Origin of the sequence: Caballeronia sordidicola (assembly GCF_000729995.1) — a bacterium.
GTDB classification, from domain to species: domain Bacteria; phylum Pseudomonadota; class Gammaproteobacteria; order Burkholderiales; family Burkholderiaceae; genus Caballeronia; species Caballeronia sordidicola_A.
This window is the reverse complement of record NZ_JNFG01000198.1, coordinates 15619-32961: the sequence shown is the minus strand read 5'-3', so window position 1 is coordinate 32961 and position 17343 is coordinate 15619. Positions and strand designations below refer to the sequence as shown.

General features: G+C 57.8%; 13 protein-coding genes. All 13 read left to right on the top strand.

Annotation, left to right across the window (positions count from 1 at the left end; translation table 11 throughout):
* The first annotated feature begins 174 nt into the window (after positions 1-174).
* The 13 genes from gmd (at position 175) to FH08_RS0134450 (ending at position 17131) form a co-directional block, all read left to right on the top strand.
* Entirely contained in the window at positions 175-1209 is a 1035-nt protein-coding gene (gene gmd, locus FH08_RS0134510; RefSeq protein ID WP_031362705.1) for a GDP-mannose 4,6-dehydratase, read from the top strand.
* Positions 1210-1878: 669 nt separating this feature from the next.
* Complete coding sequence (gene rfbB, locus FH08_RS0134505; RefSeq protein ID WP_031362704.1) at positions 1879-2940, top strand: dTDP-glucose 4,6-dehydratase; 1062 nt, start codon at positions 1879-1881, stop codon at positions 2938-2940.
* A gap of 28 nt (positions 2941-2968) precedes the next feature.
* Positions 2969-3862, top strand: a complete 894-nt coding sequence (rfbA, locus tag FH08_RS0134500) for a glucose-1-phosphate thymidylyltransferase RfbA (protein WP_031362703.1) — start codon at positions 2969-2971, stop codon at positions 3860-3862.
* A complete protein-coding gene (gene rfbC, locus FH08_RS0134495) occupies positions 3847-4398 on the top strand; it encodes a dTDP-4-dehydrorhamnose 3,5-epimerase (RefSeq protein WP_031362702.1) in 552 nt (183 codons plus the stop codon). Before rfbA ends, rfbC begins: the two co-directional genes overlap by 16 nt.
* 10 nt (positions 4399-4408) lie before the next feature.
* Positions 4409-5305, top strand: coding sequence for a dTDP-4-dehydrorhamnose reductase (gene rfbD, locus FH08_RS0134490; RefSeq protein ID WP_031362701.1), 897 nt, complete (start codon positions 4409-4411; stop codon positions 5303-5305).
* Between the two features lie 43 nt (positions 5306-5348).
* Entirely contained in the window at positions 5349-6344 is a 996-nt protein-coding gene (gene rfaE1 / locus FH08_RS0134485; RefSeq protein WP_075583413.1) for a D-glycero-beta-D-manno-heptose-7-phosphate kinase, read from the top strand.
* Positions 6345-6381: 37 nt separating this feature from the next.
* A complete protein-coding gene (gene rfaD / locus FH08_RS0134480) occupies positions 6382-7377 on the top strand; it encodes an ADP-glyceromanno-heptose 6-epimerase (protein WP_031362699.1) in 996 nt (331 codons plus the stop codon).
* Positions 7370-8263, top strand: a complete 894-nt coding sequence (locus tag FH08_RS0134475) for a glycosyltransferase family 2 protein (RefSeq protein ID WP_235210591.1) — start codon at positions 7370-7372, stop codon at positions 8261-8263. The genes rfaD and FH08_RS0134475 overlap by 8 nt, the downstream gene beginning before the upstream one ends.
* A gap of 68 nt (positions 8264-8331) precedes the next feature.
* A complete protein-coding gene (locus tag FH08_RS0134470) occupies positions 8332-9114 on the top strand; it encodes an ABC transporter permease (RefSeq protein ID WP_031362697.1) in 783 nt (260 codons plus the stop codon).
* A 10-nt stretch (positions 9115-9124) separates the two neighbouring features.
* The gene (locus FH08_RS0134465) at positions 9125-9874 is read left to right on the top strand and encodes an ABC transporter ATP-binding protein (protein WP_031362696.1); all 750 of its coding nucleotides are present in this window, start codon (positions 9125-9127) and stop codon (positions 9872-9874) included.
* Positions 9875-11770, top strand: a complete 1896-nt coding sequence (locus FH08_RS0134460) for a glycosyltransferase family 2 protein (RefSeq protein ID WP_031362695.1) — start codon at positions 9875-9877, stop codon at positions 11768-11770.
* 31 nt (positions 11771-11801) lie between these two features.
* Complete coding sequence (locus FH08_RS51470; protein WP_051888749.1) at positions 11802-15173, top strand: glycosyltransferase; 3372 nt, start codon at positions 11802-11804, stop codon at positions 15171-15173.
* Positions 15174-15184: 11 nt separating this feature from the next.
* Positions 15185-17131: a glycosyltransferase family 9 protein gene (locus tag FH08_RS0134450; RefSeq protein WP_031362693.1), complete on the top strand. Its 1947-nt coding sequence runs from the start codon at positions 15185-15187 to the stop codon at positions 17129-17131.
* Positions 17132-17343: the final 212 nt, after the last annotated feature.

Genomic DNA, 17343 nt, shown 5'->3' with positions numbered 1-17343 from the left:
TCCGCACGGGTGATTATCGGATTGTAATTCCACGGATTTACATAAGCCTCTTCGCTTCTTACTTTGGCGAATAAGCATCGAGACGGGTCGGACACAATTCATCACATTGTTTAGGGTTCTCCCCATTTCGCGCATCGATAGGTGGCGCGATAGATCTACACAAAGGAGCTAAAATTGACGAGCGCAGTGATCACGGGCGTTACCGGACAAGACGGGGCATATCTCACGCAGTTGTTGCTTGAAAAGGGTTATGACGTTCACGGCACCTACAGGCGCACGAGCTCGGTCAACTTTTGGAGAATGAATGATCTGGGGCTCTTGAATCATCCGAAGCTCAATCTGGTCGAGCACGACCTGACCGACCTGGGCGCGTCCATTCGCCTGATCGAGAAGGCCAAGCCGCAGGAGATTTACAACCTCGCGGCGCAAAGCTTCGTGGGCGTGTCGTTCGAACAGCCTGCCACGACGGCCGAAATCACGGGCATAGGCGCGTTGAATGTGTTGGAAGCCATTCGCACGGTCGACCGGTCTATTCGTTTTTATCAGGCTTCGACGTCCGAAATGTTCGGCAAGGTTCAGGCCATTCCGCAGAAGGAAGACACGCCGTTCTATCCGCGTAGTCCCTACGGAGTAGCCAAGTTGTACGCCCACTGGATCACGATCAACTATCGTGAGTCCTACAACATCTTCGGTTCCAGCGGCATTCTGTTTAATCACGAGTCACCGCTGCGGGGCCGGGAGTTCGTGACGCGCAAGATCACGGATTCAGTCGCCAAGTTGTCGCTTGGCTTGCTTGACGTGCTCGAACTGGGAAACCTGGACGCAAAACGCGACTGGGGTTTCGCGAAGGAATACGTGGATGGCATGTACCGGATGTTGCAGGCGACCGAGCCTGACACCTTTGTACTTGCCACCAATCGTACCGAAACCGTTCGTGACTTCGTGACGATGGCGTTCAAGGCCGTCGACGTCGAACTGAGCTGGCGTGGAGCGGGAGTGAAGGAAGAGGGCGTCGACGCAAGCAGCGGCAAGGTACTGGTCCGGGTGAACCCGAAATTTCATCGACCGGCCGAGGTGGAACTCTTGATTGGCGATCCGTCGAAGGCAAGAGAGAAGCTGGGTTGGGAACCTAAAACGACGCTCGAGCAGCTATGCAAGATGATGGTCGACGAAGATTTGCAACGCAATAAGACGGGATTCTTGTTCTAAGCAGCAGATGCACGACGCGGCGCGTTTCGCCGCCGCGTCGATCCCGACGGGCCCTGGAACAAGTCGATTTCAGGGTCTTCGGCGTCCTCGGGTCCCTTCTTCGGGTCCCTGTTGTCACCGTAGTCCGAGCCAGCGTAATTCTCCTTCACTTCTAGTCGTCCGCAAACTTCCCCTTTGTTCAACCTGCTCATTTTTCGTGCAGATCGGGCGCAATAATTGCGTCCGTGCCTAGTCATAGCCGTGTACCTAAATCGCTTCACTACTTCAAGTAATTTTTGATAGACGGCGATTATCTTGTGATTCGACGTTTGAGTGGATTTTGTATCTAGCACGTAAGAGTCTTTTTTACATATTTCATCGATCGGCCGCGAGCTTCGCACAGGGTCCAGACCGCCGGAGCGAATGACGGCTTGCGTTACGCTTGCACGAACGCCGGCTGGACGAACAACGTCGAAATTCGAGCGCACAAACGGCCGGAAAGAGGTTCTTGTCCCTTGCCCAGCATACGTCAGGCATTTAGCGAGGTCCGCTGTGATATCGTGTTGCCTACCGACTGCGACGCGGTGCACAGCGATCTTTGAGGAGATCCGCACCGTTTGAGGCTTGACTTTTACCGGCTGTGGTCGCGGCAACCTTAATATTGATAATCAACTTTTCTGAATAAATTCAATGATATTAGTTACGGGCGGCGCTGGCTTTATCGGAGCCAATTTCATTCTTGACTGGCTGCGTACGTCGGACGAGCCGGTTTTAAATGTAGACAAGCTCACGTATGCCGGTAATCTCCAGACGCTTCAGTCGTTGCGGGACAACCCGGGGCATGTCTTTGCTCAGGTCGACATTTGCGACAGAGCGGCGCTCGATGCGTTGCTGAAGCAGCACGCGCCGCGTGCAGTGCTGCATTTTGCGGCGGAAAGTCACGTTGACCGGTCGATTCATGGTCCAGCGGACTTCGTGCAAACGAATATGGTCGGAACCTTCACGCTGCTCGAAGCGGTCCGTTCGTATCTGCAAACGTTGAGCGATGAGGGTCGAGCCCAGTTCCGGTTCCTGCATGTGTCTACCGATGAAGTGTACGGCTCGTTGTCGAGCACTGACCCGCAGTTTTCCGAGACCACGCCGTATGCGCCGAACAGCCCGTATGCCGCGACGAAGGCCGGGTCGGACCATCTGGTTCGTGCGTACCACCATACGTACGGCTTGCAGACGCTCACCACGAATTGTTCGAATAACTACGGCCCCTATCAGTTCCCGGAAAAGCTGATTCCGCTGATGATTGCGAACGCGCTTGCCGGCAAGCCGCTGCCCGTCTATGGCGATGGTCAGAACGTACGTGACTGGCTATATGTTGGCGACCATTGCAGCGCAATCCGCGAGGTTCTCCAGCGCGGCAAACCCGGCGAGACGTACAACGTTGGCGGCTGGAACGAGAAGAAGAATCTCGACGTCGTGCATACCCTGTGCGACTTGCTCGACCGGCTGAAACCGAAGGCGAGCGGGTCATATCGCGACCAGATCACTTACGTGACCGATCGCCCGGGCCATGATCGCCGTTATGCAATCGACGCGCGAAAGCTTGAACGCGAACTCGGCTGGAAGCCGGCAGAGACCTTCGAGACAGGTCTGGCCAAGACGGTTCAATGGTATCTCGACAACCAGGTGTGGTCCGATGAAGTCGCTTCGGGCGAGTACCGGAAGTGGGTCGACACGAACTACACGCAGCGCACGTAACGCTGGAACGCAACTACAAGGACTAAAGATGGCGCGAAAAGGCATTATTCTCGCCGGCGGCTCGGGCACGCGGCTATATCCCATTACGCATGTTGTATCGAAGCAATTGCTTCCCGTGTACGACAAGCCGATGATCTACTACCCACTGTCGACGCTGATGATCGCGGGCATTCGGGACGTCCTTATCATCTCGACGCCGCAGGACACGCCGCGTTTCGAGACCATGCTCGGCGATGGCAGCCAGTGGGGGATGAACATACAGTACGCGGTGCAGCCGTCGCCCGACGGCCTTGCGCAGGCGTTTATCATTGGCAAGGAATTTATTGGCAATGATCCGTCGGCGCTGATCTTGGGCGACAACATTTTCTACGGCCACGATCTGGGCAAGCAGTTGGAAAGTGCGGATTCGCGCGCCGACGGTGCAACCGTTTTCGCTTACCACGTGCACGATCCGGAGCGTTACGGCGTGGTCGAGTTCGACAAGAAATTTCGCGCGTTGTCGATTGAGGAAAAGCCCGCCAAGCCGCGTTCGAACTATGCGGTGACGGGTCTGTATTTCTACGACAACACCGTCTGCGATATTGCTGGCGACATCAAGCCGTCGCCGCGCGGAGAGCTTGAAATCACTGACGTCAACTCGCGCTATCTTGACCAGCAAAAGCTTGATGTCGAGATCATGGGGCGCGGTTTTGCTTGGCTCGACACTGGCACGCACGATTCGCTGATCGAAGCGGCGACATTCATTGCCACTTTGCAGAAACGTCAGGGGTTGGTCGTGGCATGCCCGGAAGAGATTGCCTACCGGCGTGCATGGATCGACGACGAGCAGCTGCTCAAGCTTGCCAAGCCGTTGTCGAAGAACGCGTACGGCCAATATTTGCTCAACCTTCCTACGGACCAAGTCGCATGGCCATCCAGGTAACTGCTACGGCGCTGCCCGAAGTCAAGATTATCGAGCCGAGGGTGTTCGGTGATGCACGCGGCTACTTCTACGAGAGCTTCAACGGCCGTGAGTTCTCCGAGCAAGTTGAGGCGAGCGTTGAATTCGTGCAGGACAATCATTCGCGCTCGGCACGCGGCGTGTTGCGCGGACTTCATTATCAGATCGAGCACGCGCAGGGGAAGCTCGTGCGCGTGGTTGAAGGTGAAGTATTTGATGTCGCCGTCGATATCCGTAAGAGCTCGCCGAACTTCGGCAATTGGGTGGGCGTGAATCTGTCGGAAGAGAACCACCGGCAGCTGTGGGTGCCCCCGGGCTTTGCGCACGGATTCGTCGTGTTATCGGAGTCGGCTCAGTTTTTGTATAAGACCACCGACTACTGGTACCAGGCGTATGAACGCAGCATCGTGTGGAACGATCCGGAGATCGGGATTGAATGGCCGATCGATTTCGAGCCGTTGCTGGCGGCGAAGGATGCGGCAGGCAAGCGGTTGGCGGAAGCCGATCATTTCGCGTGAGGGTGGTTGAATGACGACGCGTGAACAAGCAACAATTCTGCTGACTGGCGTGAACGGCCAGGTCGGCTTTGAACTCGAGCGAAGTTTGCAAGGACTGGGTCGCGTTGTGGTGCTGGATCGCGGCCGGCTTGATCTTGGTGATCTCGATCAGGTGAGACAAGTTGTTCGGGATGTGAAGCCCACGTTGATCGTGAATCCTGCGGCATACACGGCCGTCGATAAAGCTGAATCCGACGCCGATGCCTGCATGCGTGCGAACGCCGAAGCGCCGGGCGTCATGGCGGAAGAGGCCAAGAAGCTGGGCGCGGCACTGATTCACTACTCGACCGATTACGTTTTCGATGGTACGAAAGACGGTGCTTATGTCGAAGGCGATGTCGTCAATCCGCAGAACGTCTACGGCAAGAGCAAGCTCGCTGGCGAGCAGGCGATTGCTGCTTCGGGTTGTGATCATCTGATTTTCCGCACGAGCTGGGTGTATGGGACGCGCGGAAAGAACTTCCTTCTGACTATGTTGCGTCTGGGCGCGGAACGGGAAGAACTGAGCGTGGTAGCAGATCAGATCGGCGCGCCGACGTGGTCGAATACGATCGCGACGTTGACGTCGAATGTGCTGGCGCAAGCGGTGGGTGGTTCTGGTGATTGGTGGAAGCAGAGCTCGGGGGTGTATCACCTAACGGCTTCGGGCGCGACGTCTTGGCATGGGTTTGCGCAAGCCATCTTCGATAACTCGACGCTCGAGAAAAAGCCCACGGTCAAGCCGATTCCGGCTGCTTCTTATCCAACGCCGGCCGCGCGGCCCGCGAACTCCCAGATGTCGAGCGACAAGCTTTTTGCGACGTTTGGTGTGAAAGCGCCTGAGTGGGATGAGGCGTTGCGGCTGTGTATGGCTGAATCAAAACAATAACTTGACCGGCGCTGTACCCGCCGGGGTCAAGGATTCCTCTTTTATGTCATCAAACGAAAGCTCCCGTACTAACCTTGACTTGTCGTCAATTCGACTTGAGCATATTCCGCGCGCCAACCTCGGCCGTTCGAAAGTATTAGTGGTTGGCGACGTCATGCTGGACCGTTATTGGTTCGGTAACGTAGACCGGATTTCTCCGGAAGCGCCGGTGCCTGTCGTGCACGTTCAGCGCACCGAAGAGCGGTTGGGGGGCGCCGCGAATGTCGCTTGTAATATCGCGGGTCTCGGCGCGCAGGCCTCTCTGATCTGCGTAATCGGCCATGACGAGCCAGGTCGGCGTCTCGTCGAATTACTCGCTGCGAGCAACGTCCACGCACATGCTGAGCGCGACGTCTCGATCGCCACGATTATCAAGTTGCGCGTGATCGCGAGACAGCAGCAGTTGCTACGCGTCGACTTTGAAGAAACGCCGACGAAAGAAATCCTTTTGGCAGGTCTCGCCCGCTTTGAGGCCGTCCTGCCCGACGTGGACATCGTGCTGTTGTCGGATTACGCGAAAGGTGGTCTGACGCACGTCTCTACGATGATCTCGAGGGCGCGCGCTGCAGGCAAACAGGTTCTCATCGACCCCAAGGGACCGGGCTGGACACGCTATCGAGGGGCGACGCTCATTACGCCGAATCGTGCAGAGTTGCGCGATGTAGTCGGCGCGTGGTCGTCTGAGCAGATGCTGGCCGGGCGCGTTGACACGTTGCGCAAGTCGCTCGACATCGACGCATTGCTCCTGACGCGTTCAGAAGAAGGCATGACGCTTTTTAGCGACGCTCCGCCAGTCCATGTTCCCACCGAAGCACGCGATGTTTTTGACGTTTCCGGTGCGGGAGACACGGTCATTGCAACCGTAGCCACCATGCTAGGAGCCGGATTGTCGCTCATCGACGCTATACACTACGCAAATCGTGCGGCCGGTGTGGTCGTCGGAAAGCTGGGTACGGTCCCAATAAGCTTCGAAGAACTGTTCCCATTGCGCCAACCTTAAATTGATGAGCCGTTTGCGGTCTCGCTAAAGAAATTCCATGACAATCATCGTTACCGGCGCGGCCGGGTTTATCGGCAGCAACATCGTCAAGGCGCTCAACGAGCGTGGCGAGCAACGTGTGATCGCCGTCGACAACCTCACGCGCGCCGACAAATTCAAGAACCTGGTCGATTGCGAAGTCGACGATTTCCTCGACAAGACCGAGTTCGTCGCGCGCTTTAAACGCGGCGATTTCGGCAAGGTCAGGGCCATTTTCCATGAAGGCGCGTGCTCGGACACCATGGAGACCGACGGCCGCTACATGATGGAAAACAACTTCCGCTATAGCCGCGACGTGCTGGACACGTGCCTGGAGCAGGGCGTGCAATTCTTGTATGCATCGTCGGCGGCGGTGTATGGCGGGTCGAGTGAGTTCGTCGAGCGTCGCGACGTTGAGAAGCCGTTGAACGTGTACGGCTATTCGAAATTTCTCTTCGATCAGATCGTGCGCCAGACCCTGCCGAAAGCGCGCACGCAGATCGCTGGTTTCCGCTATTTCAACGTGTACGGGCAGCGCGAGAATCACAAGGGGCGCATGGCATCTGTCGCGTTCCACAACTTTAACCAGTTCCGCGCCGAGGGCAAGGTCAAGCTGTTCGGTGAATACAACGGGTATGGCGCGGGCGAGCAGACGCGCGATTTCGTGTCGGTGGAAGACGTGACGAAGGTCAATCTGCACTTCTTCGATCATCCGGAGACATCGGGCATTTTCAACCTGGGCACAGGGCGCGCGCAGCCGTTCAACGACATTGCGTCGACGGTGGTGAACTCGCTGCGGGCAATTGACGGCGAAGCGCCTTTGTCCCTGGCGGAGTTGGTGCAACGCGGGCTGATTGAGTACATTCCGTTCCCCGACGCGTTGCGCGGCAAGTACCAATGCTTCACTCAGGCGGATCAGTCGAAGCTGCGCGCGGCCGGGTACGACGCACCGTTCCTGACGGTTCAGGAAGGGGTCGATCGCTACGTGCGTTGGATGACCGATCAACGTGGCTAACCCGGGGACGGGAATCGCCGTCGTCTTCTACCACCCCGATGACCAGTGCATCCGCCGGGCCAACCGGTTTGCCGATTTTGGCCTATGCGTGGTGATCGATAACACCGAAGGGGCGCAAAGCCGCGCTGAGCTGGGTCTTGAGGATCGCGTCGTGTTGATTTCCAACGGCGACAATCTGGGGATCGCGACGGCTTTGAATCAGGGTATCGACTACCTGATTGAGGCCGGGTGCGAGCGTGCGCTGCTTTTTGATCAGGACAGCGAGCCGTCGACCGAACTCCTCGAGGGCCTGCCGCGCATGCTGGCTGACCAGTTGAGCAGCGGTCGGAGAGTCGCCTTGCTCGGCCCGGCCTACGACGACGCCCGGCTGGGAGGGGTCGCGCCCTTCGTGCGCTTTGGGTTCCCGGCGTTGAAACGGATTGTGCCGGAGGGTACTGAGCCTATAGAGGTCGACTTTCTGATCTCATCAGCGTCGTGTCTGAATCTCGGTGCGTGGCGCGACATAGGTCCGATGGACGATTCGCTTTTTATAGACTTCGTCGACGTCGAGTGGTGCGTGCGGGCTCGCGCGGCGCACTATTCGGTATTGGGTACGCCCTTGCTGAGCCTGCGGCATTCGCTTGGCGGCGAGCCGATCCGGGTGCTCGGACGCGCTTATCCGAGCCACAGCCCGCTGCGGCACTACTATCTGTTCCGCAACGCGACCAATCTGATCATGCGTGGCTATATGCCGTGGACCTGGAAATGGACCGAGATCGTTGCGATGCCGGTTCGTCTGGTCATCTACGGACTTTGGCTCACGCCTCGCCTGGAGCACGTGCGCATGGCGTGTCTTGGAATTTGGCATGGCTTATTGGGGCACATGGGCGCGTTCGGGAAGATATAGCGCTTGTAATGAGATAAAACGCGAGTGTAAGACTCACTGGAATTAACGGAACCTCAAGACAAACTTCAATGTTCAAACTTATATCGTTAGACCTGACGCAGAGCTTGGCGTCATGGAGGCTCTGGACGCTGCTTGGCTGGCTCGAAGTGCGGCAGCGTTATGCCCGCTCACGCGTCGGCCCATTCTGGCTCACCATCAGCATGGGCGTGATGATTGGAACGATCGGCGTGGTGTACGGCACGTTGTTCGGCATGAGCATGCACGACTACCTGCCGTTTCTGGCGGTCAGTCTCGTGATGTGGACCACGTTCGCTCAGACGGTGCAAGAAGGCGGAATGGCGTACATAAACAGCGGAACTTACATTCGTCAGGCCGCGACGCCCAAGCTGATCTACATCCTGCAAGTCGTCTGGCGCAACCTGGTGATCCTGGCGCATAACTTTATCATTGTGGTTGTGCTGATCGCGGTCTTCGGGGTCAAGGACTGGGAGATGCTGCCACTCTTCATTCCGGCGCTTGTGATCTACATGCTTAATGCAATGTGGATAGCAATGCTCGCCGGCCTATTGTCGGCCCGGTTCCGAGATCTGCCACAGATCATCGCCGCATTGATCCAGATTGCGTTTTACGTTACGCCGATTATTTATCGCCCGGATGCGTTGAAGCGCTACGCCTTCATTGTCGAGTGGAACCCGCTGGCTCACCTGATCGAACTCGTGCGGTCACCGCTTATTGGACAAGCACCAAGTGCGCTGACGTGGGAAGTGACGATCGGCATGGCCATCGTCGGCTGGATTGTTGCGCTCTCGATGACCGGCCGCTACCTGAAACGCATTCCCTATTGGGTTTAAGAGAACACACATGGCTTTCATTGAGCTCAACGGAGCAACGCTGGACTTGCCGATTTACGACGTGCAAGGCCGTTCGCTGAAGAAGCAAGTGCTGCGGATGGGACGACGCAACTCCATTGCCGAAGACACCGATGGCGTGATCGTGGTGCGCGCGCTCGACAACGTCGATCTCCGTTTTGACAGCGGTGACCGGATCGGCCTGATTGGCCACAACGGAGCCGGCAAGTCCACGTTGCTGCGGATCATGGCCGGAATTTATTCGCCGACTATTGGCACGATTGCCAGCGACGGAAAGATCGTGCCGCTCCTCGATATCAGCCTCGGCATGGATGAGAATTCGACCGGTTATCAGAACATCCGCCTGCGAGGACTCCTGCTTGGCATGACCGACGCCGAGATCAAGGAAAAGATCGAGGGCATCGCGGAATTTTGCGAGCTAGGCGACTATCTCGACCTGCCGCTTCGAACCTATTCAAGCGGCATGCGCGTGCGTCTTGCATTCGCGGTATCCACTGCGGTCGACGCCGAAATTCTGCTGCTGGACGAAGTCATGGGCGTGGGAGACGCATCGTTTATGCACAAGGCCCAGGCGCGGCTGGCCGACCTGCATAGTCGTGCCGAGATCGTCGTGCTGGCAATGCATGCCAATGCCGAGATTCGACGCGTATGCAACAAGGCGTTGTGGATGGACCACGGGCGGGTGCGCGCGTTTGGCGCAGTGGAAGAGGTCGTCGCGGCCTACGAAGCACAGGTCGGATAGATGCGCTGGAGTTTGCTGCCGCGTTCTCTGAATCAGTTGCTCCGTGGTGTTCAGCAAGCCATCCGCGTGCGCGGTGGTGCGTTGCCGGTTGCACGCGCGGTTGCGGGCGTGGTTCGGAGCGGCGGACTGGGTGGAGTGCGGCGGTTGCTCGCGCGCGCAGCGGCGGCGACTGACGACTACGCCGGCTGGATCCGCCAGTACGACACAATCGACGCACAGCAGCGCGCAGCACTGCGCGCCGAGGCGGAGGCGATGATTTCGCGGCCGCTCATATCGGTTGTCGTTCCCGTGTACAACACGCCCGATGCGTTCCTTCGCGAAATGATCGAGTCGGTGCGCGCTCAACTCTATCCGGAGTGGGAGCTTTGCATTTGCGACGATGCGTCGACGGCACCGCAAGTTGCCAAGACGCTGGCAGAATACGCGGATCGCGATCCACGAATCAAGGTGGTGCGACGTACGCGCAACGGCCATATCTGCTCCGCGAGTAATGACGCCTGTGCGCTGGCTGGTGGCCGCTTCATCGCTTTGCTCGATCACGATGACATACTACCGGAACACGCGTTACTGATGGTCGCCCGTTACGTTGAGCGTTTTCCGGACGCCCGTATGTTCTTCAGCGATGAAGACAAGCTCGCGCTCGATGGCCAGCGCGTCGAGCCGTACTTCAAGTCGGACTGGAATCCCGTTCTTATGCTCGGACAGAACATGTTCTCGCATCTCGGCGTGTTCGAGACGACGCTACTTCGGGACGCAGGCGGCTTTTGGGCAGGCTTCGAGGGAAGCCAGGATCATGACCTTGTGTTGCGTTGCTCCGAGCGGATCGACGCGAAACAGATTGTCCACATCCCGCATGTGCTTTATCACTGGCGTCTGAGCGCAGAAAGCACGGCGGGCAATGTTGCGGCCAAGCCCTATGCGCGCGAGGCATCGCTGCGGGCGGTGCGCGAGCACTTGCAAAGACTCGGACATGCGGCGAAAGTCGAAGCCGTGAGCGACAAATCGTCAATGGTACGTGCGACGTTCGAGGTTCCCGAGCCGAAGCCGTTGGTGTCCATTGTGATCCCCACGCGCGATAGGAGTGATCTGCTCAAACGCTGTGTCGACAGTCTCCGTGAGCAGACGCGCTACGAGCACTTCGAGATCATCATTGTCGACAACGGCTCAACCGACAGCGACGCGCTCGCGTTGCTCGAGCGTTACGCACGACAACCGGATGTGACGGTGCTACGCGTGGACGCACCGTTTAACTTCTCGGCGCTGAATAACGAAGCGGTGGCGCACGCGCGGGGCAAGCTTCTATGTCTGTTGAACAACGACATGGAAGTAACGCAGCCTGACTGGCTTGATATCTTGTGCGGCTACGCGTTGTTACCTGAAACGGGTGCGGCAGGCGCCGCGCTCTGGTATCCGGACGACCGCCTGCAGCATGGCGGCGTTGTGCTTGCGGGCGGGTCGGTTGCGGGTCATATGCATCATTTGCTGCGTCGCGGCGAGGCCGGTTATTTCGGCCGCGCTATGCTGGCGCAGCAGGTCAGCGCAGTCACTGCGGCCTGCCTCGTGGTCAGGAAATCGTTGTATGAATCCGTAGGCGGACTCGATGCGAGCGGCCTGGGCGTGGCCTACAACGACGTTGATTTTTGTTTGAAACTCGATCGTGCGGGATATCGGAACGTATACGTGCCTTATGCGGGTCTCTACCATTACGAATCGGCGACACGCGGGCGTGACGCCGACGGCGAGCGGGCTGAAAGATTGCTGCGCGAAAGTCGATGCATGCACGAACGTTGGGGCGCGGCGCTCTGGAGTGATGTGTTCTACAACCCGAACCTGGCTATTGAAGGCGGCAGGTTTTTCAAATTGGCGTCTCCCCCGCGGGTTAGACAGTTCGAATAACGCAGTGCCAACGATCTAACACGTAAGAAATATGGAATTTACCGGTGAACGTTTTGTCCCCGATCAGCATGGCGGTATTGAGCTGGAGCACATGCATCGCTACGAATGCGCAGCCGATCTCGTGTCAGCAAAGGATGTCCTTGATATAGCAAGCGGTGAAGGCTATGGCTCCGCCATCCTCGCGCGAGTTGCACGCAGTGTCGTAGGCGTCGATATCTCCGACGAAGCGATCGCTCACGCACGGGGCAGCTACCGAAATATCAACTTGGAGTTTCGCGCCGGTTCCGCTGCGGACATCCCGTTGCCGGACGCATCGGTCGATGTGGTTGTGAGCTTCGAAACGATCGAGCATCACGATCAGCACGAGAAAATGTTTGCCGAGATCAAACGAGTACTGCGGCCTGGCGGTTTGCTCGTCATGTCGAGCCCGGACCGGCGTACTTACTCTGAAATCCCGAATTTCAACAATCCATTCCATGTCAAGGAATTGAGCCGCCAGGAGTTCCAGGCACTTTTGAACGCATCGTTTGCTCATGTTGCGATGTACGGACAACGCGTGATCTATGGTTCGGCGCTGCTGGCCGAGGGCAGCGGTCCGCTGGTGAGCTACGTTCAGGACGACGAGGGAATTCAGCGGGCGCCTGGTCTCATCGACCCGATGTACCTGATCGCGCTCGCATCCGATGCGGCGTTGCCCTTACTCGCCTCGGGTGTGTTTGAAGGGCGTTTCGAAGACAACGAACAGATGGTCGGGCTTCAGCGTTCTCTAAAGGCACGGGAGTTCGAGATCAGCGAGTTTCACGAGGGGCGGACTTCGCTGGAAGCTGCGGTGGCGACTTTGCGCGACGCTGAAGAGGCAGCGCGCAAGCAGGCTGCACTGAACGCAAGTTCGTTAGCTGAAAAGGACGTGGAACTGCAACGCAACAGCGGCATGCTCGCCTCGCTGCGCAAGCAAACTTCCTTGCATCGCGCGGAATTGATCAAGCTTCAGCGTGAGAAAAAAGAGTCGGATGCAACAATAAAGCATCTCAGCGCCCGCGTTGCCGAATTGAGCGCGGCCGTCCACGCCTATCGCACTTCCTGGAGCTGGCGCCTCTCAGAACCGGTAAGAGCGGCAAGCGTACTTGCACGGCGCATACGCAATATCGCGCTGGTACCGGCGCGCATGGTGCGCAGCATTGGGCGACCCGACTACATAGCGGGCAAGGACGTGCAGCAAGTAGAAGGTGGCTTCATCAGCACCGGCGACGACCCGCAATTTCAGGTGGTGACCGGCTGGAACGGGATGAAGGCCGGCTGGGCGCGCATGGAGATCGAGATTGTGTCCGATGAGGCGGATCTGAGACCGATCGTTTATGCGGTTGCCGGCGACAGAGGTGAGCAGGTTTTCTCCTTCCCGATCGCGAGCTATAGGGAAGGACGTGAGCAACGGTTGATCGTGCTGCCCGCCGGAGTGCGTAGCCTTCGTTTCGATCCAACCGACCGGCGTGGTGTGCGTTTTTCCATCAAATGTTTGTCGGTGCGTAACGTGAGCAAGTTGGCGCTAATTCGTGAAGGGTATGCGGCGCTCGACCCCGAGCAGCGAGCGACCCTGTTCCGTGCGGTCGTGCGCGGCGATCTGCGCACGGTCAAGACGCTGGTGCGCGGCGGCATTGCCACGAAATACGACAACGGCGAGTATCGGGCGTGGGTTGAGCGTTACGACACCCTTAGCCAGGACGATATCGCCCGTATTCATGCAAAGGGATCCGAATTACCCCTGAAGCCACTGATCTCGGTCTTGATGCCGGTTTTCAACCCGCGCCCGAAATACCTGAGCAAGGCGCTCGACACTGTCCTTACACAGACCTACGAAAATTGGGAACTTTGCATTGCTGACGATGCCTCGACGAACCCCGAGGTCCGCGCGGTGCTGGACGAATACAGGCAGCGTGATTCGCGCATCAAGGTTGCATTCCGTCCGAAGAACGGCCATATCTCAGCCGCCAGCAACACGGCTCTCGATCTGGTGACGGGGGAGTTCGTCGCGTTGATGGATCATGACGATGCGCTACCGGTGCACGCGCTTTATATGGTCGCGGAAGAAATCAACCGGCACCCGGACGTCGACCTGATTTACACCGACGAAGATAAAGTCGATGAGAACGACCGCCGTCATGACGCGCATTTCAAGACCGACTGGAACCAGGAGCTTTTCTATTCGCAGAACTTCATCGCCCACATGGGCGTGTACAGGAGTTCGATTGCACGAAAAATCGGCGGATTCCGAGTGGGTTTCGAAGGTAGCCAGGACTACGATTTCGCCCTGAGATTCCTGCTTCACTCGCACCCGTCACGCATCCGTCACATTCCCCATGTGCTCTATCACTGGCGCATTTTTCCGGGAGTCGCCAGCTTCTCGACCAATAACCCGGATGCATCAGTGGAAAGCGCACGGCGTGCGCTGGTCGAGTATTTCAGCCAGGCGGAGCCGACTTCGGAAGTGGTCGGCATCGAACAGTTCCCAAGTTGGTGGCGCATCAAGCGGCAACCGCCAGTCGTGTTACCGCGCGTTTCGCTGATTGTGCCGACACGCGATCGGCTGGGCGTGTTGAAGGTTGCAATTGATGGCCTGCTGCATTCAACGAAGTACGACAATATGGAAGTCATCATCGTTGACAACGAGAGTGTCGAACCGGAGACACTTGATTACTTCGAGATGGTGAGCCACGATCCACGCGTGAAGATACTTCGAGTGGAGGGCGCCTTCAACTTCTCAGCGCTCAATAATCGCGCAGCCGAGATCGCGACCGGATCAGTCCTGGGATTTATCAACAACGACATCGAAGTCATTCACGACGATTGGCTGCTCGAACTCGTCATTCAGGCAAGTCGCTCAAATGTTGGAGCGGTTGGAGCAAAGCTTTACTACGCCAACGACACCGTCCAGCATGCGGGCGTGATTCTTGGTTTGTACGGCGTGGCGGCGCATGGCCATCGGCATTTCCCACGTCATTCGAACGGCTATTTCGGCCGTCCGATGCTTGTTCAAAACATCTCGGCTGTGACGGCGGCGTGCATGCTGGTGCCCAAGAACGTGTTCGAGAATGTCGGGGGGTACGATGAAGAGAATCTCACGGTCGGCTATAACGACGTTGACCTTTGTCTCAAGATTCGTGAAGCCGGATATGACATTGTTTTTACGCCGTTTGCCGAGCTTTATCACCTGGAGTCAGTATCGCGGGGCGAAAACGTGAGCGCTGCGCAGATCGAACGTGACGCCCGTGAACGCGGCTATATGTTGTCGCGCTGGGGCGATGTCATCGCCTGTGATCCGTTCTACAGTCCGAACCTCACCGTCGCGTCCGAGAACTTCGCGCTGGCGTTCCCGCCGCGTGCTCCCAAGAGCTGGCTGAATCCGTAGGAATCTCTATCGTGGTGAACGCACCGATCAAGCGAGAAATAAAACGTATCCTGAAGCGCGCGGCGCCAGGACTCGCCAGCCGCTTGCGCGCGTGGGCGGCTCCCGATGTTGCCGCGCCTGTTGTAGTGCAGTCGGAAGGGATGGACGCACTGCGCGCTGCCATTCGAGCGACGCAGCGCCGCTTTGACGAAACCCATCCGGTAACGGAGGAATCTGTCACACGCATTGCGCAGAATTCGTCGCTGATCGTGGTTGGCGTTGCTCCGTTTCCCAATGTCGCTATGCTGATCGATGCGCTCGTCGCGGAACGTATCGTGTTGCGTGAGATGGTGATCGTGGATGCAACCGCCGAAGAGCCGCGCCTGGTTGCGATCCGCGACCACCGTGCGGCCTGGAGTCGTCGCTTGCCGCTCACGCATTTTGTCGTCGTGCCGTATTCGCGTCAGGAACTAAGGTTTGCCGACGCGCTGGAGCAGGGCTTCCAAATTGCACAAGAACGTTATGTTTGGGTTGCCGGGCGCGACCTGGTTCCAATGGATCGTTGCTTCGAATACTTGTTTAAGGCGCTGGCGACCTCGGACTCTCGGGCGACGGTTCTCTGCCACACAGCCAATCCGGGCGGCCAGTTGCAAAGTGCCGAGGTGCCGGCCGACACACTGGACGCTGTGGCCCGCGAAAAAATTTTGCGGGCCGAGCGTTTTGACTTGCTCGACGCTCATATGGACGACCGGGACGGTGGGTTGTCCACCCACCCGCTGATCGAACCACTGAGATCGTTTCGGCAGGGCATCTTCGGAGGCCCTCGCGCGTTGCTTGTAGACGAGATGGGACAGTTGCTCGACCCACGCTTCATCACCAACATAGCGGTTGCCGATCTCTCATTACGTCTTGGCAAGCACAGTATTCCGATGGTTCGTACATCGGCCGCTGCCGCCTGGTCGATGCGCGAGGAACCTACCGATGCTGTGGCGCCTTGGGAGGCCATCCACGACTGGCGCTGGCTGCTCGACAAGCGTTCGGGCAGCTGTGACGACCCGGGGCGCGTCGAGATCGTTTGCCCCTTTCATCGCGGCGACGTTGTGCTCGCGACGCAGGTCGCAGGTTATGCGGCAAGTCTCGGCATCCGGGTGCGCATGCACGTTGCCGCACCGCTCGTGTCATGGGCGAAGGATTTTGCGCCCGATCTCGAGATTGAACCCGTGCCGGTTCAGGTCGCTTCCGCTGAAGAGACTTATCCGCTACTGCTTGCATCGTATCGATACGTCGCACAAAGGACTGACGCCTCGCCTCGCCTCGCGCGTTGCCATCCCACGCGCGGCTTGTCCGAGACCGGGCAGAATCTTGTTGAATACATGCTTGAAGAAGTTGGCTTGCCGGTCGATACGGTTTTGCCAAACATAAAACCATCGACTACCGAAGAGCATCGCCGCGTTGCTGCTGAGATCGTGCGCCCGTTCGGTCAGGAAGTCATATTCGTGCATCCGCTCGGAGGCTGGAGCCTGAAGTCGCTCCCGGCCCACATCCTTGCGGAGTTCGCGAAGCACGTGCGTGACGCTGGTTTCAAACTGATTCAGATCGGCGGCGCGGACGATATGCCAGTTGATTTTTGCGACGGCGCGATCCTGCAAAACTTCATGCCCGCGCAATGGCGCGAAATTTTGGCACTCGGCCATGCGCTTGCCGGTGTTGATTCGTGGACCTCGCATTTCGGCGCAATCCTTGATATACCGCAAATATCCCTCTACGGATCAACACATCCGAAGCACGTCAACACGAAGAGGTTCTTCGCGGAGCAGTCGAGCCCAAGTCTGATTCTCGGCCCGATCGTGAACTGCTCGCCTTGTAACTCGCTCACGTGTGTGGCTTTTCGGGAGCGCAACTTTTGTACTGGGTATGCAATCGATTCCGATGCGCTCAACAGCTTTCTGACGGCGATCCGGGTGCCGGTGGGTCCTTGAGATTGAGTTGCCTGTTCTGCGTCGCGCGAGTCGTTCTGCTCGCCGCAGAGTTGGTTGTTCATGGCTTCAGGTCGGCGAGGAGATGGACCCGGTAAGACGCCTATCAATGCGTGAAGCACGCGAAGCCCGTTGGCCGCAGTTTCTAAGGTGTGTAGACTGTATGTTAAATTTTTTACGGATGTCCCATGCACGAGAGCGCCAAGGTATTGTGA

Excerpts from the sequence above, each read along its gene's own strand:
- rfbB (WP_031362704.1), top strand. The coding sequence starts at position 1,879 with ATGATATTAGTTACGGGCGGCGCTGGCTTTATCGGAGCCAATTTCATT.
- rfbA (WP_031362703.1), top strand. The coding sequence starts at position 2,969 with ATGGCGCGAAAAGGCATTATTCTCGCCGGCGGCTCGGGCACGCGGCTA.
- rfbC (WP_031362702.1), top strand. The coding sequence starts at position 3,847 with ATGGCCATCCAGGTAACTGCTACGGCGCTGCCCGAAGTCAAGATTATC.
- rfbD (WP_031362701.1), top strand. The coding sequence starts at position 4,409 with ATGACGACGCGTGAACAAGCAACAATTCTGCTGACTGGCGTGAACGGC.
- rfaE1 (WP_075583413.1), top strand. The coding sequence starts at position 5,349 with ATGTCATCAAACGAAAGCTCCCGTACTAACCTTGACTTGTCGTCAATT.
- rfaD (WP_031362699.1), top strand. The coding sequence starts at position 6,382 with ATGACAATCATCGTTACCGGCGCGGCCGGGTTTATCGGCAGCAACATC.
- FH08_RS0134470 (WP_031362697.1), top strand. The coding sequence starts at position 8,332 with ATGTTCAAACTTATATCGTTAGACCTGACGCAGAGCTTGGCGTCATGG.
- FH08_RS0134465 (WP_031362696.1), top strand. The coding sequence starts at position 9,125 with ATGGCTTTCATTGAGCTCAACGGAGCAACGCTGGACTTGCCGATTTAC.
- FH08_RS0134460 (WP_031362695.1), top strand. The coding sequence starts at position 9,875 with ATGCGCTGGAGTTTGCTGCCGCGTTCTCTGAATCAGTTGCTCCGTGGT.
- FH08_RS51470 (WP_051888749.1), top strand. The coding sequence starts at position 11,802 with ATGGAATTTACCGGTGAACGTTTTGTCCCCGATCAGCATGGCGGTATT.